The sequence below is a fragment of the Citricoccus zhacaiensis genome (assembly GCF_014645315.1).
Classification (GTDB): domain Bacteria; phylum Actinomycetota; class Actinomycetes; order Actinomycetales; family Micrococcaceae; genus Citricoccus; species Citricoccus zhacaiensis.
Map to the genome: position 1 here is coordinate 89579 of NZ_BMLQ01000004.1, position 13882 is coordinate 103460.

Sequence of the window (13882 nt, forward strand, 5' to 3'; positions counted from 1 at the left end):
CCATGACGTCCCAGGCCCCTGCGGTGCAACCGCGCCGTCTCTCCCCCGCCGTCCTGGCCTTGAGTGCCCTGCTGGCCTCGGGACTGACCATGGCCGGCGGACTGGCCCTCGCCGAGGCGGCCCGGGCCGAGGCGCCCGTGGATATCCCTCCGGGCACCTTCGTGGTGGATGAGGCCGAGGTGCTCTCCTCCTCCGAGGAGGACGAGATCACCCAGGCCATCAACAACCTGAGGTCCGAGGAGGGCCAGAACCTCTTCGTGGTGTACGTCGATGAGTTCACGGACGAGAACGGCCAGCAGGCGACTCCTGAAGAGTGGGTGACACAAGTTGGCGAGCAGAAGGGAACCGGCAGCGGTGACTCGATCCTGGCCGTCGCCGTCGATGAGCGGAAGTACCACTTCGATGCCGACCAGGCGAACAGCATCAACGCCTTGCAAACAGATATCAAGGATGAGTACATCGCTCCGGCACTGCCAGCCGTGGGCGAGGATGATTGGGCAGCTGCCGCCATAGCCACCGTCGCGGGAGTCGAGGATGCTGCCGACGGTCGGGTCAACGGACCCGACTCCGGCGGCGGTGCCGGCGGCTGGATCGCCGGCGGCGTGGCGGTGGCCGCCCTCGCCGGTGGCGGATACGCCCTGATGCGCCGCAACAAGTCCAAGGCGGAGCAGCAGGGTCACTCCGCCCGCGGAGCGCAGGGTCCGAAGGATCCCCTCGACGAGATGTCTGTGGAGGATCTGCGCACCAAAGCCGGCTCCATGCTCATCGGAGCCGATGACGCGATTCGCTCGTCCGAGCAGGAGGTCGGCTTCGCCCTCGCGTCCTATGGCGAGAAGTCCGTCGAGACCTTCGCCCAGGACATCGAGATCGCCAAGGACCACATGCGGGAGTCCTACAAGCTGCAGAACCAGCTGGACGACCACATCCCGGACACCGAGGAACAGCAGCGCGCCTGGCTCAAGGACATCATCGCCCGGTGCCAGGCCGTCAACGAGTCGCTGTCCGCGCACACCAAGGAATTCGACGAACTCCGCGACCTGGAGAAGAACGCCGGTGCAGCCCTGGAGTCCCTCAACACCCGCGCCGATCAGGTGGCGGACTCGGTGGCCCAGGCCGAGCAGGGCCTCGTGGATCTGCATACCCGCTACGCGGACGTAGCACTGGCCGAGGTCAACGACAACGCCACGCAGGCCCGGGAACGCCTCGAATTTGTCCGGGCCGCCGCTGCCAAGGCGGAGGAGTCCCTCGCCTCCGACCCCTCCACCGCCGTGCTGGCGATCCGGGCCGGTGAGGAGGCCGTCTCCCAGATCTCCACACTGGTGGAGGCCGTGGCCAAGGCTCGGGGCCATCTGGAGAGCGCCATGGAGAACCTGCAGACCGGGGTCAACCAGTCCGCCCAGGACCTCGCCCAGGCGCAGGCTCTCGTGGCTGCCGGCAAGCACACCGAGCTGGCCGGTCCGGCGGCCGGCCTGCAACAGACCCTGTCTCGCGTGAGATCGGAGATCGCCGCGGGCCGGCCAGCCCCCTTCCGACTGCTGCAGTCGTTGGAGCAGGCCCACCGCCAGCTCGACGCACCCCTGTCCGGCATCCGGGATCGCCAGGAGCAGGAGCGCCGGGCGGCCTCCGCCCTCCAGTCCACCATCCGGCAGGCGCAGGCCCAGATCGACGGCACCCAAGACTTCATCGCGGCCCGCCGTGGTGCCGTGGGCAGCCAGGCCCGGACCAAGCTGGCCGAGGCGGAGCGCACCCTGCAGGACGCCATCCGGCTCTCGGGACAGGATCCGGTGACCGCCTTGAACCTGGCGAACCAGTCCAGTTCCCTGGCGGACCGCGCCAGTCAGTTGGCCCAGCAGGACCTCAATCAGTGGGGCGGCTACGCCGGCGCCGGTGCCGGCTACGGAGGCCGTGGTGGTTATGGCGGCGGGGGCGGCGGCTTCGGCGCCGGGCTCGGCGGGGCCATCCTGGGCGGCATCCTGATGGGTGGCATCCTCGGCGGGGACAACGACCACGGCGATTGGGGCGGTGGCGGCTTCGGCGGTTTCGGTGGCGGTGGCGGCCTCGGCGGCGGTGACTTCGGCGGCGGTGGCTTCGGAGACGGCGTCGGCGGTAGCTTCTAGGAACGGACACCCGGAGGGGACAGACCAAATTTCCGGTGCCGCGAGGCACCGGGGCCCAACGCCCGCCAGCGGGACACGGGAGACGGAACCGGTGGAGAAACCGCCGGTACTCACGGAATGAGCGGAAGGCGACAACGTGGTAAAGCAGTCCATTTTCGGCCGAATTGCAACCCTGGCCAAGGCCAACATCAACTCGATGCTGGACAAGGCCGAAGACCCGCAGAAGATGCTGGACCAGATGGTCCGCGACTACACCAACAGCATCTCCGAGGCTGAGGCCGCCGTGGCCCAGACCATCGGCAACCTGCGCATGATCCAGGACGACTACAACGAGGACCTGGACGCCTCCAAGAGCTGGGGCCAGAAGGCCCTGGCCGCCTCCTCCAAGGCTGACCAGTTCCGCACCGCCGGTGACACGGCATCTGCGGACAAGTTCGACAACCTGGCCAAGGTCGCCATCGAGCGCCAGATGGATGCCGAGAAGTCTGCCAAGGCCGCGGAGCCGACCATCGCCTCGCAGACCGAGATCGTGGACAAGCTCAAGGACGGCTTGGACAAGATGAACGACAAGCGCCGCCAGCTGGTCTCCAAGCGGGACGAGCTGACCGCCCGGGCCAAGTCCGCCCAGGCCCAGTCCGCGGTGCATGACGCCGTCAAGTCCATCGACATCATGGACCCCTCCTCCGAGGTCAACCGCTTCGAGGAGAAGGTCCGTCGTGAGGAAGCCCGCGTGCGAGGCCAGAACGAGCTGGCCGCCTCGTCCCTGGACGCCCAGTTCGAGTCCCTCGAGGACCTGGGCGAGCAGACCGAGGTCGAGGCCCGCCTCGCCGCGCTGAAGGCCGGCGGAACCCAGTCCCTGACCGCCGGCACTGCCGCAGGCACCGGCGAGACTGAGCTGGACTACTCGGAAGGTGCCACCCGGTCCAACTGATTCCGGCTCCCGGTCCCGGTCTGCCCCGGCCCGGATCACGACGTCGGCCCCTCCCCTTCCCCGTCCCCTCTTGGGACAGCGACTGGAAGGTGGGGGGCCGATATCGTCCTCAGACAGCAGAAAACCCCCGAACCAATGGTTCGGGGGTTTTCCCTTCTCGTTGCGGGGGCAAGATTTGAACTTGCGACCTCCGGGTTATGAGCCCGGCGAGCTACCGAACTGCTCCACCCCGCGGCGACTCCTATGACTATACGGGGGTCCCTGCCGGAAAGCCAAATCGAGGCCACCGTGATGTCCACCACCGGCCAATCCCCGTTCATCTGGCCTCCACCGATCGGCCACCGGGCCGTCCGCGAACCGGTGCGGTTGGCCTACGGGACCGTAGCGTACTCACCCGGGCGTCGGAACCGACGGTACCCACCGCCGAACGCGGCAGGGGCCGCCGTCCGGATCACTCCGGGCGGCGGCCCCTGCGGCATGGGAAGAGGCGGGCTCGAGGGATCAGCCCTCGGTGCCCTCCTCGGCCGGTGCCTCCGTACCTTCCTCGGGCGCGGCCTGGCCACGGATGGCCTCATCGGCCTCCAGGGCACGGGCCAGCGCGTCGTTCAGGCGGGTCTGAGCCTCACCGTATGCGGTCCAGTCGCCACTGGCCATGGCTTCCTCGGAAGCCATGATGGCCTCGTTGGCGTCCTGAAGGGCCTGACCGAGCTGTTCCTGCGCGCTCTGACTCTCCGGCGGGGAGGGCTGCGAGCCCGGTTCATCCGCGGCCGGGTCGTCGATCGACGGGTCGTCCGTGGGATCCTCACCGGAGTCCACGTTGGCACCGGAGTCGCCCCCGAACACCTGGTCCATGGCCTCCTCCAGCGTGGGGGCGAAGCCGATCTGGTCCTCGCCGAAGGACACCAGCACCCGGCGCAGCGTCGGGTAGGAGGTGGTGCCCGTGGACTGGATGTACACGGGCTGCACGTACATGATGCCCTCGGCCACCGGCAGCGTGATGAGGTTGCCGTTGATGACCTCGGAGGCGCCCTGCCGCAGCAGGTTCAGCTCCTGGGAGACCTGTGCGTTGGAGTCGAACTGCGCCTGGGCCTGGCCCGGTCCGGGAATGGAGGTCTGGCGCGGTAGCTCCAGCAACTGTATGTGGCCGTAGTCCTCTGACTTCACGCCGTCCTCGCCGGTGCCCGCGTCGCCGTTGGCGGCCAGGTATCCGTAGAGCACATTGCGGGTCTGGGCGTCCTGCGTGACCTGTGGGATGTACGTGCTGGTCAGCTGGAATGCCGGCTCGTCCTTGCCCGGCATGCGCAGGGTCATGTAGTACGGCGGCTGCTTGATGGTCTCGTCATCTTCCGTCGGGTCTGCCGGAACGGACCATGCGTCGTTATTCTCGTAGAAGTCCACCGGATCCGTCACGTGGTAGCGGCCGAGCAATTCGCGCTGGACCTTGAACATGTCCTCGGGATAGCGCACGTGGTCCATGAGTTCGGCGCTCATCTCTGAGTACGGCTTCAGCGAGGTCGGGTAGACCTTCTGCCAGGCCTTCAGCAGCGGGTCCTCCTCGTCCCAGGCGTAGAGGTTGACGGAGCCGTCATAGGCGTCCACGGTGGCCTTGACCGAGTTGCGGATGTAGTTGACCTGACCGGTCAGATTGGCGGCGGCGTCCGTGTTCAGGGCGTCGCGCGTCGCCGAGTCCAGTTGCTGAGCGGTGGAGTACGGAAAATTGTCCGAGGTGGTGTAACCCTCCACGATCCACTGCACTCGGCCGTCCACGATTGCCGGATAGGCATTGGAGTCCACGGTCAGGTACGGGGCGACCTTCTGGATGCGCTCGATCGGATTGCGGTCGTAGAGAATCTGTGACTCGGAGTTCACGTCCGAGGACAACAGGATCTCCGTGGAACCGAACTTGATGGCGTAGACCAACTGGTTGAAGAAGCTGCCCACGGACGGACCGCCCTCACCCGAGAAGGTGTAGGTGGTGTCCTGGTCGCTGGAGGCGTCCTGCGGGCGATCACGCTCACGTTCGGGGGCCCCCTCCGGGGCTCCCACGATCGAGTAGCTCGGCGAGTTCATGCCGAAGTAGATGCGCGGCTCATAGGTCTCATCGCTGCCCAGTTCACCCGAGGTCGGGATTCCGGACAGCAGGAAGGACGGGCGCCCGCCGGCGGCCACCTCAGAGGCATCCGCCGCCACCACACCATAGCCGTGGGTGTAGGTGATGTGCTGGTTCACCCAGGACGACGTGGGATCCACATTGACGTCACGCACGGAGAGAATGGTGTCCTGGGATTCGCCCTCGACCTCGTAGCGGTCCACGTGCAGGGTCTCCGGGAAGGCGTAGTACGGCCGGAACTGCTGCAGCTGGCCGAACGTCCGCGAGAGCAGATTCGGGTCCATCAGCCGGATATTCGCGGTGCTGGCCTCTTCCCCGGAGAGGCTCCCGGCTGCAGCCTCGGTCTCGCCTGCGTACCCGGTCGTCTCGACCTCCGCCAGCCCGTAGGCCTCGCGGGTGTGCTCGATGTTGCGGTTGATGTAGTCCTGTTCCAGCGTCACCTCGGACGGCTTGACCTGGTACTCCTGGATGAGGAAGGGGTAGGCGGCACCGGCCACGATCGCGGCGATGACCAGGCCCGCCGCGCCGACCAGGGAGATTCGCCATTTGCCGGTGATGGCCGTGACGATGAACAGGATGGCCACCAGGGCGGCCGCCACCGCCAGAATCGTCGAGGTCGGGATCACGGCGTTGACGTCCGTGTACATGGCACCGGCCCAGTTGCCGTTCTGCGACTGCAGGGTGCGGTAGCGGTCCAGCCAGTAGTTGCCGGCCTGCAGCACGAGGAACAGGGCCACGAAGACGCCCAGGTGGATGCGGGAGGGAGTTTCGATGACGATGCCTCCCTGCTCCTTCACCCGGATGCTGCCGTAGAGGTAGTGGACGAGCAGTCCGGCGATGCCGGCGATCAGCACGACCGAGATCAGGAATCCGACGATCAGCCCGAGGAACGGCAGGGTCGCCATGTAGAACATGAAGTCCAGGCCGAACTCGGGGTCCACCTGGCCGTAGGGCTCCTGGTTGAAGAACAGCAGCACGTCCTGCCACCCGTTCATGGCCGCGGAGCCGGCGAAGAACCCGATCACCACGGGGATGCCGATGAACACCAGGCGGCGCATGGGCTCGAGCTGCTTCTGGTACTGCGCCAGGGAATCACGGGTCTGGCTCTGCACGTTCTGGGGCCGTGCCCTCCACGCCAGCCACATGGACAGCCACACGGCGGCCCCCATGAACACACCACCGATCGCGAACAAGGCCGCACGGGTCCAGATCTCGGTCCAGAACACCTCGGAGAAGTCCACCTGGTTGTACCAGAGGACATCGGCATAGACACCCGAGAAGAACATGAAGGCAACCACGAGCACGGCCAGGACGACGATGGTGAGCACCAGCGCCGAGGGACGGCGGGAGCCGGTGGGACGTCCCTGCGAGGAATCACCGCCGCGGTCGGACGGCTGTCCCGGGCCACCGGGACGACCGGGGCCCCCCGGGCCTCCTGACCCACTGCCGCCCGGGCCACCGAACAGGCCGCCGGAACCCCCTGTTCCGCGGTCATTGCCGCGTCCATCGTCCGGTCCTCCGAAGAGACCGCCAAACCCTTGTCCGAAACTCACGTGTCCTTACCCATCTGCGCCCTGGCGCCGGTCGTGTCCTGCACTGCGTTGGTGGCCCTGTGTGGCCACCGAAGTTCCTGGTCTTGCGTGATCTTGCGTGCCCTGCTCGTCTTGCCTGGTACCGCGCCATGGCGCGCCGTGCTCACCCTTCGTTGCCCCGATCACCCGCAGGTCGGTGCCTGCGGCGTTTCACCACTCCCCACGCTCTCGACCACGGCCCGGGCCTGTTCGAGGGTGCTCACCGAGTAGACCTCGATCCCCTCGGGGACGCTGCCCGCCAGCTCGGCGCAATTGCCGGCCGGGGCCAGGAAGTGACGCGCCCCGCCGGCCTGGGCGCCGGCGACCTTCTGCACGATGCCGCCGATCTCCCCGACCGTCCCGTCCGGATCGATCGTCCCGGTGCCCGCGAGGTGCTGGCCGCCGGCCATGGCCCCGGGGGTCAGCTCGTCGACGATCCCGAGTGCGAACATCAGCCCAGCGCTCGGACCGCCGACGTTCTCCAGCGTGATCTCCACATCCAGCGGGAACTCGAAGTCCGAGTCCAGGAAGACGCCCATCAGCCACTCCCCCTCGGCCCCCTGATAGACGGGGACCTGGACGGTGCGCTCCTGGCCGTCCCGGATGATGCCGAGATCGACCGGTTCACCGCCGGAGTCGTTGAGTCGGTTCTTCAGCCCTTCGAGCCCGGTGACCTCGATTCCGTCCGCGGTGACCAGTTGGTCCTTCGGCTGCAGCAGGCCGGTGGCCTGGGAGTCCTCGGTGAAGCCGGCGACGAACAGGGTCTGGCGGTAGTCGATGCCTAGGTTTTCGAGCGCCGCGGCCACGGCCCAGCTCTGGGAGGTGGCCATGGCCTCGAAATTCTCGGCGTTGACCTCCTCGGAGGTGGTCCCGGAGGGGTAGACGAGTTCCTGGGGGATGACGGATGCGGTCGGATCAGCCCAGCTGCGCATCACGTCCAGGAAGGTCGTCCAGCCAGTCGGAGCCCCGGACACGTACACCGTGGTCAGATCCAGGCTGCCGTCCGTCGGATAGGTCTCGGCACCGTTGACGGTGATCACCGGCTCCCCCTCGAACTCGCCGATGGTGTTGAAGGTGGGTCCGGGCGTCTCGATGATGAACGGACTGGGGAGGGCGACGGCGGTCAGTGTCAGGAGGCCAGCCACGGCACCGGCCACGGCGGTGATACGGCGACGGCGGCGACCGGCGTGGGTGCGACGCGTCCAGGCCTTGAGATCAGTGGCGTCACGCAGGCGGCCCGCATCAGCCGGTGCCTGGTCCGCGAACGGGGTCACGGAACCGGGCACGGCCGACGGCGACGGCGGCGGGTGTCCGGTCTCTGACACGTCAGGGCACCTGTCTTCACGAAAACTGCTCCGGGCCGGTCGGTCCACCGACCTGCGGGCAGAGGCGTACGGCCCGCTGCCCGGGCCGCTCTGGTCTCCCTCCATTCTAGGGGGTCTGCGCGCGGGGTGTGGCGCGCGACGCAATGCCCCTGTGCGCCCAGAGTGAACCGGTGGATTCACTGCGGACACGGTCACGGCTCGCCGATACGCTGGTGGCCATGACGAATCCTCCGAACGGCCCCGGTTCCCCTGACGGCGAAGACCCGCTGTCCGACATGCTCCGCCGCATGTTCGGCGAGGGCGGGCCCGATCCCGAGGAACTGCGCCGTGCCCTCGGACAGTTGGGCGGCGCCGGTGGAACCAGTGCCCCCGGCGGCCTCCCGTTCGATCCCTCCCAGCTGGACCCGGCCATGATGAGCCAGATGATGCAGCAGTTCCAGGCCATGATGCAGTCCTCGCCCGAGGATGGCCCGGTGAATTGGACCCTGGCGCGGCAGTCCGCACGCCAGGCGGCTGCCGGACAGGACCCGACCGTCGGAACCTTCGCCCGGCGTGAGATCGACGAGGCCCTGCGGCTGGCGGAACTCTGGCTGGACGGTGCCACCGAGATCGAGTCCACCGGCCTGCTCGGCAAGGCCTGGTCCCGTGCCGAATGGGTCGAGGCGTCCATGGACACCTGGCAACGACTCACCGAGCCTGTTGCCGTGTCCATGTCCGAGGCCATGTCCCGGGCCATGAGGGACCAGCTGCCGGGCCAGGTGCCCGAGGAGATGCAGGGCATGCTGGACGGCATGCAGCCGATGCTGCAGAACATGGGCGGCACCATGTTCGGTCTCCAGCTGGGCCAGGCCGTCGGCGCCCTCGCCCAGGAGGTTCTCTCCGGAACCGACTCCGGTTTCCCGGTGGCGGGGCACCAGTTGGCCATGGTTCCGGTGAACATCGAGGAGTTCGGAGACGGACTCGAGGTCCCGGACGATCAGATCCGCATCTACCTGGCTCTGCGGGAAGTGGCCCGCATGCGCCTGTTCGTGCACTCCCCGTGGCTGGAACGGGACCTGTACGCGGCGATCGAGCAGTATGCCTCCGGCGTGCACATCGACATGTCCAAGATCGAGGAGGCGGCCCGGTCCATCGACCCGTCCGATCCAGAGTCCATGCAGGAGGCCTTCGCCGGGGCGTCGTTCATCCCCGAGCCCACCGGGACACAGAAGGCGGCCCTGGAGCGCCTCGAGTTGACGCTCGCGCTGATCGAGGGCTGGGTGGACGTGGTGGTCACCGAGGCCGCCAAACCCCTGGACGCGGCGAATGCCCTGCGGGAGACCATCAACCGGCGCCGGGCCACCGGTGGCCCGGCGGAGCATGCCTTCGGCACCCTGGTCGGCCTGGACCTGCGTCCACGCCGGCTGCGGGAGGCGGCAACGCTCTGGGAGAAGATCGGCGAGGCCAACGGTCGCGAGTACCGCGACACCATCTGGCGCCATCCCGACCTGCAGCCCACGGCCGAGGACCTGGATGACCCGGACGGCTACGTCACCCGGCGCGAGACCCGCGAACAGGAATCGGCCGGCCTGGACGACGAGCTGCGCAAACTCCTGGAGGGCGGCTTCGACGATGGCGAAGGACACAAGTAGTCAGTCGTCCGGCTCTCCGTCCGGCCCTGTCATCCCCCGGCCGGTCGCGTGGCTGACGCCGTTGAGGAAGGCCATGGCCTCCTTCTGCCGCGGATAGCGTTCCGCCATCGCGTGGAACGCCGCCGAGTGGTCTCCGTGCTTCAGATGCACGAGTTCATGCACGAGTACGCCGTCCAGCACCCAGCCGGGCATTTCCGCCACCTCGGCGGCGATGCGGATGCGGCCCGTCGTCGGTGTGCAGGACCCCCAGCGGCGCTGCTGCCGGGTGGACCAGACCACCTCGCTCGGGTCCACCTCGCCACCCAGCCAGGTGCGGGCCAGTTTCCGGGCGCGGGCCAGCAGGTCCCCGTCCGAGTCAGGCTCTGCCGGTTGCCGTGAGGCCACCTTCTTCAGCATCCGGCGCGCCCAGTCCCGTTCGGCCTCGGCGCCCAGGCCCATCGGCACCGAGACCTGAATCCGGCCGTCACGCCAGGCAGCGGAGACGGTGCGGGTACGCCGTGAGGACCGCACGATCCTCACGAGGGTGCCATCCACCTCCAGGTCCTCGACCTCCCGGCCGGGACTGCCCGGCCCTGATGCACGACGGCGGCCCGTCCCGGACGCGGTGCGGGCCGGGGCGCGTGTGGAAGGCCGGGCATCCGGCCGTGAGGGCGTCATGGTTCCATTCTGCCGCTGGCCTCGCCCAGGTGCGGCCATCGACTCCCACTTGTGGATAACCTCACGGGCCGGACCGACGTTGGTGTCACGATGAGACGGCGGCCCCGTTTCGGAGGCGGGAGAGACCGGCCCCGGCCAACCGGATCTCACCGTGGGAGGGGGCCGTCCGACGACGTCCGGCCGTCCACTCCTGATGAAAGAGGATTCCATGCGTCTCGATCCCGGTCTCACGCTGCTCCAGATCACCGAGGACACCGTCCAGATCGGCTCGGGAACGCGCTCTACCCAGCTTTCCGGATGCTCGGCGGCCACGGTCGAGTACCTGCAGCGGCTCGTCGACGGGATCCCTGACGGACAGGAGGCGGATGCCGCCCGCCGTTGCGGTCTGGACCCGGCCCTTGCCCGGGACCTGGAGTCGTCCCTGGAGGCCTTCCTGCGGTGGCATGATCCGCCCGCGCGCGCCGGCGCGGGCCATGCCTCCGACCTGCTCGCCGACGATCTGGCGATGGCGCTGGCCCTGGACGCGGCTCCCACCTGCAGCGATGGCACTGCCGGCGCTGACGGCGCCCATGCTACCGAGGCACGGGAGCGTGTGTCCGAGGTCTTGGACCGCCGTCAGAACCTTCAGGTCCAGATCCTGGGACTGGGGCGCACCGGGTCCGTCATCGCCCGGGTCCTGGCTGCCGCCGGCATCGGCCGGCTGGCTGTGTGGGATCCTCAGGCGGTGACGGCCGCGGATCTCGGTACCGCTTACCTGGCCTCCGACCTCGGCCGGAGCCGGCCCGTCGCGTTGGGACGGCGCGTGGACGACGCCGGCCTCGGCACCGTGGTCCTGCCACTCACCTCCCCCGTACGCCCGAACCCCGGGGGCGCCCTCACGATTAGCGTCACCCGGGGGGCCGCGGACTATGACTACATCGCCCTCGCCCGCACGGCCGACCATCCGGTGTTGCCGGTGGTGATGCGGGACGACGACGCACTCATCGGCCCCTGGTTCGTGCCCGGTCAGGGGCGGTGCCCCCTGTGCTGGGACCTGGCGGCCCGGGACGCGGACCCGGATCGGAGCCGGCGGACCGCAGCCCTCCTGGACCATAGGGCCGGCCGTGAGGACGTGGCCGTGGCGACGACCGCCGGCGCCCTGGCGGCCCGCCAGGTGATCCGATGGGCTGAGACGGGAACGGCCCCGGCGGGCGCGGTCCTGCACGTGCACGGAGACGGCAGCCGGATCGACACGCTCACGGTGGTCACCCACCCTGAGTGCGGGTGCACCGCCTCCGGATGACACTGCCAGGCCGCCAGACTGTCAGGCCGTCAAACCGTCGCGTCGCCAGCCCGTCAGGCAGGCAGTCAGGCAGTCGGGGTTCCGTTGACGAGCTCGAGCACATCCTCGCCGTACTTCTCCAGCTTGGACTTGCCGACCCCGGCGATGCGCAACAATTCTGCCGGTGTCTTCGGAGCAGCCTCCGCGATCGCCACCAGGGTGGCATCCGTGAACACCACGAACGCCGGCATGGAAGCCGCCTGGGACGTGGACAAGCGCCAGGCCTTGAGATTCTCGAACAATCCCTCGTCGTAGGTCGGCGGGCAGTCCAGGCACCGGCCGGTCTTGCGCTCGGCCCCGGTCTCCAGCAGCGTGCCGCAGGATCGGCATTGCGCCGGGTGGGCACGCTTGCGGCCCGAGCCCTGGCCACCGGAGCCGGACGCTCCCGCGGTGCCGGGCCGGCGTCGGCCCTGCCTCTGGGCCCCATGCCGGGAGTCCGCCTCGGGATCCAGTGATTCCAGGAAGCGGGAGGGCTTGCGGGTGGATCGCCCGCCGGTGCCGCGGGAGAGGGTCCACGTGAGGAACAGGCGCAGCCGGGCGCGGGTGATGCCCACGTAGAGCAGGCGCCGTTCCTCGTCGATGTCCTCCTGGGTGTCCGCGAAGCCGATCGGCATGAGGCCCTCGGAGAGTCCGACGAGGAAGACGGCGTCCCATTCCAGGCCCTTGGCCGAGTGGAGTGAGGCCAGCGTGACGCCCTGGACGGTGGGCGCGTGCTGGCTGGCCGCGCGTTCGTCCAGCTCGGCCACGAGGTCCGTGAGGGTGAACTGGTCACCACGGGTGGTGGCCAGTTCCTCGGACAGGGCGACCAGGGCGTTGAGTGATTCCCATTTCTCGCGGGTGGCCCCCGAAGCCTGCGGAGCCGCCTCGGTGTAGCCCAGGGACACCAGGACGTCCTTGACCCGGCCGGGGACCTGGTCACCGGCGACGTCCTGGGCAGACCGCGCCGCGGCCCGCAGCTGCAGGATGCCGTCCCGGATCTCGCGTCGGGAGAAGAACCGTTCTCCGCCCCGGAGCTGGTAGCCGATGCCGGCGGCGGCAAAGGCGGACTCGAACGCCTGGGACTGGCCGTTCGTGCGGAACAGGACCGCGATCTCTGCGGCCTGGATGCCCTCGTCGAGCAGTTGCTTCACCTGGGCCGCGATCCAACCGGCCTCGGCCTCATCGTCCGAGCATTCGGCGAACACCGGTGCCGGACCGTGGTCCCGCTGGGACACGAGCTCCAGGGGTTCGGCCCACCGCGGCATCGGTCCACGGACACCGTCCGGTCCCGGCACGGGCACCCGTTGCCGGGTGCGTTCGGACAACAGCCGGTTGGCCAGGTCCACGATCTCGGGGGTGGACCGGTAGTCCCGGACGAGCTTGACCATGGTGGCGTCGGGGTGTTCCTGGCGGAAGTCGAGCAGGAAGCGGGAGGTGGCCCCGGTGAAGGAGTAGATGGTCTGAGAGGCGTCCCCGACCACGCACAGTTCGTTCCGTCCCCCCAGCCAGAGATCCAGCAACCGGTGCTGCAGGGGCGAGACGTCCTGGTACTCGTCCACGATGAACACGCGGTACTGGTCCCGCACCTGGGCGGCGATCTTCGGCTCCGTCTCCAGGATGCCCACCATGATCAGCAGGACGTCCTCGAAGTCGATCAGGTTCCGGTCCGTCTTGACGTCCTCATACCCCTGGAACAACCGGGCCACGCCGTTGGCGTCCCAGCCTGTCGGCATCTCGCGACCGGCCGCAGCGGCGGCATACGAGTCCGGGGTACGCATGGAGACCTTGGCCCACTCGATCTCACCGGCCAGGTCCCTCAGCGCGGCGCGGTCGGTGGTGGTGCGCAGGCGCCGAGCGGCCTCCGCGAGCATGTTGACCTTGTGGTCCACCAGCTCGGGGACGGCGCCGCCGACCGCCTGGGGCCAGAAGTACTGCAGCTGGCGCAGGGCGGCCGAGTGGAAGGTCCGCGCCTGGACCCCATGGGTGCCGAGGTCCCGCAGCCGGGTGCGCATCTCGGCGGCGGCGCGAGCCGTGAAGGTCAGTGCCAGGGTGCGGTGTGGGTCGTAGACGCCGGTCTGCACGCCGTGGGCGATGCGGTGGGTGATGGCGCGCGTCTTGCCCGTCCCTGCCCCGGCCAGGATGCACAGGGGTCCGTTGAGGGTGGTCGCGGCCTGGCGCTGTTCGGCGTCCAGGCCCGCCAGGATGTCTGTGGCGATATCGGGGTGGTCGGTCACGGTCCT

At 68.7% G+C, this 13882-nt stretch carries 8 protein-coding genes and 1 tRNA gene; 4 read left to right on the forward strand and 5 right to left on the reverse strand.

Annotated features, from left to right (window positions below; translation table 11 throughout):
- Positions 1-2 precede the first annotated feature (2 nt).
- Together IEX49_RS07795 and IEX49_RS07800 are read left to right on the forward strand one after the other, a co-directional pair.
- Positions 3-2117, forward strand: coding sequence for a TPM domain-containing protein (locus IEX49_RS07795; protein ID WP_188805614.1), 2115 nt, complete (start codon positions 3-5; stop codon positions 2115-2117).
- A gap of 136 nt (positions 2118-2253) precedes the next feature.
- Positions 2254-3048, forward strand: a complete 795-nt coding sequence (locus IEX49_RS07800) for a PspA/IM30 family protein (RefSeq protein WP_188805615.1) — start codon at positions 2254-2256, stop codon at positions 3046-3048.
- Between the two features lie 160 nt (positions 3049-3208).
- On the opposite strand, the gene IEX49_RS07805 is transcribed toward IEX49_RS07800, so the two are convergent.
- The 3 genes from IEX49_RS07805 to IEX49_RS07815 all read right to left on the reverse strand — a co-directional run bounded on the left by IEX49_RS07805 (position 3209) and on the right by IEX49_RS07815 (position 8054).
- A tRNA-Met gene (locus tag IEX49_RS07805) sits at positions 3209-3282 on the reverse strand.
- A gap of 267 nt (positions 3283-3549) precedes the next feature.
- Positions 3550-6486 carry a UPF0182 family membrane protein gene (locus tag IEX49_RS07810; RefSeq protein ID WP_229672403.1) on the reverse strand — a complete coding sequence of 979 codons (2937 nt, stop codon included), beginning with the start codon at positions 6484-6486 and terminating at the stop codon, positions 3550-3552.
- A gap of 386 nt (positions 6487-6872) precedes the next feature.
- Positions 6873-8054, reverse strand: coding sequence for a YlbL family protein (locus IEX49_RS07815; protein WP_188805617.1), 1182 nt, complete (start codon positions 8052-8054; stop codon positions 6873-6875).
- 218 nt (positions 8055-8272) lie between these two features.
- Here IEX49_RS07815 and IEX49_RS07820 point away from each other — a divergent pair, with 218 nt between their 5' ends.
- Positions 8273-9685, forward strand: a complete 1413-nt coding sequence (locus tag IEX49_RS07820) for a zinc-dependent metalloprotease (protein ID WP_188805618.1) — start codon at positions 8273-8275, stop codon at positions 9683-9685.
- Here the strand turns inward: IEX49_RS07820 and IEX49_RS07825 are convergent, their stop codons facing one another.
- Complete coding sequence (locus IEX49_RS07825) at positions 9686-10342, reverse strand: M48 metallopeptidase family protein (protein WP_188805619.1); 657 nt, start codon at positions 10340-10342, stop codon at positions 9686-9688.
- A 208-nt stretch (positions 10343-10550) separates the two neighbouring features.
- On the opposite strand from IEX49_RS07825, the gene IEX49_RS07830 reads away from it, so the two are divergent.
- Positions 10551-11624: a TOMM precursor leader peptide-binding protein gene (locus IEX49_RS07830; RefSeq protein WP_188805620.1), complete on the forward strand. Its 1074-nt coding sequence runs from the start codon at positions 10551-10553 to the stop codon at positions 11622-11624.
- A gap of 65 nt (positions 11625-11689) precedes the next feature.
- Here IEX49_RS07830 and IEX49_RS07835 read toward each other — a convergent pair whose 3' ends face one another.
- Positions 11690-13876, reverse strand: coding sequence for an ATP-dependent DNA helicase UvrD2 (locus tag IEX49_RS07835; RefSeq protein WP_229672404.1), 2187 nt, complete (start codon positions 13874-13876; stop codon positions 11690-11692).
- Between the last annotated feature and the right edge of the window lie 6 nt (positions 13877-13882).

Coding starts and splice junctions, on each gene's coding strand:
- IEX49_RS07830 (WP_188805620.1), top strand. CDS start 10,551: ATGCGTCTCGATCCCGGTCTCACGCTGCTCCAGATCACCGAGGACACC.
- IEX49_RS07795 (WP_188805614.1), top strand. CDS start 3: ATGACGTCCCAGGCCCCTGCGGTGCAACCGCGCCGTCTCTCCCCCGCC.
- IEX49_RS07825 (WP_188805619.1), bottom strand. CDS start 10,342: ATGACGCCCTCACGGCCGGATGCCCGGCCTTCCACACGCGCCCCGGCC.
- IEX49_RS07820 (WP_188805618.1), top strand. CDS start 8,273: ATGACGAATCCTCCGAACGGCCCCGGTTCCCCTGACGGCGAAGACCCG.